The 851-nt window shown below is 54.4% G+C and carries 1 protein-coding gene; it reads left to right on the top strand.

What is annotated here, in order from left to right:
- Positions 1-208 precede the first annotated feature (208 nt).
- Positions 209-851, top strand: a protein-coding gene (locus FN960_RS20695; protein ID WP_252360934.1) for an IS1-like element IS1A family transposase whose coding sequence is annotated in 2 segments (ribosomal slippage) — positions 209-458 and positions 458-851 — 644 coding nt annotated over the 2 segments. Because the reading frame shifts where the segments join, the coding sequence is not laid out codon by codon here. This gene is flagged as partial in the annotation.

Genomic DNA, 851 nt, shown 5'->3' with positions numbered 1-851 from the left:
TATTGAGCAGATGGGGCTGACGCTTATTACTGTTGATTTCAATGACCTGTCGGCACTGAAGCAGGTCGTCGACGAGCAACAACCGGATGCGGCGCTGGTGCAGCATACGCGCCAGCAGCCGCAGGACAGCTACGTGCTGGCAGATGTGCTGGCGGTGATGCTGCCAACTTACTGATTTAGTGTATGATGGTGTTTTTGAGGTGCTCCAGTGGCTTCTGTTTCTATCAGCTGTCCCTCCTGTTCAGCTACTGACGGGGTGGTGCGTAACGGCAAAAGCACCGCCGGACATCAGCGCTATCTCTGCTCTCACTGCCGTAAAACATGGCAACTGCAGTTCACTTACACCGCTTCTCAACCCGGTACGCACCAGAAAATCATTGATATGGCCATGAATGGCGTTGGATGCCGGGCAACAGCCCGCATTATGGGCGTTGGCCTCAACACGATTTTACGTCACTTAAAAAACTCAGGCCGCAGTCGGTAACCTCGCGCATACAGCCGGGCAGTGACGTCATCGTCTGCGCGGAAATGGACGAACAGTGGGGCTATGTCGGGGCTAAATCGCGCCAGCGCTGGCTGTTTTACGCGTATGACAGTCTCCGGAAGACGGTTGTTGCGCACGTATTCGGTGAACGCACTATGGCGACGCTGGGGCGTCTTATGAGCCTGCTGTCACCCTTTGACGTGGTGATATGGATGACGGATGGCTGGCCGCTGTATGAATCCCGCCTGAAGGGAAAGCTGCACGTTATCAGCAAGCGTTACACTCAGCGCATTGAGCGACATAATCTGAATCTGAGACAACATCTGGCAAGGCTGGGACGGAAGTTACTGTCGTTCTCAAAATCGGT

Origin of the sequence: Alkalicoccobacillus porphyridii (assembly GCF_007293315.1) — a bacterium.
Taxonomy (GTDB): Bacteria; Bacillota; Bacilli; order Bacillales; family Bacillaceae_D; genus Alkalicoccobacillus; species Alkalicoccobacillus porphyridii.
This window is presented reverse-complemented; position numbering and strand designations above follow the sequence as displayed.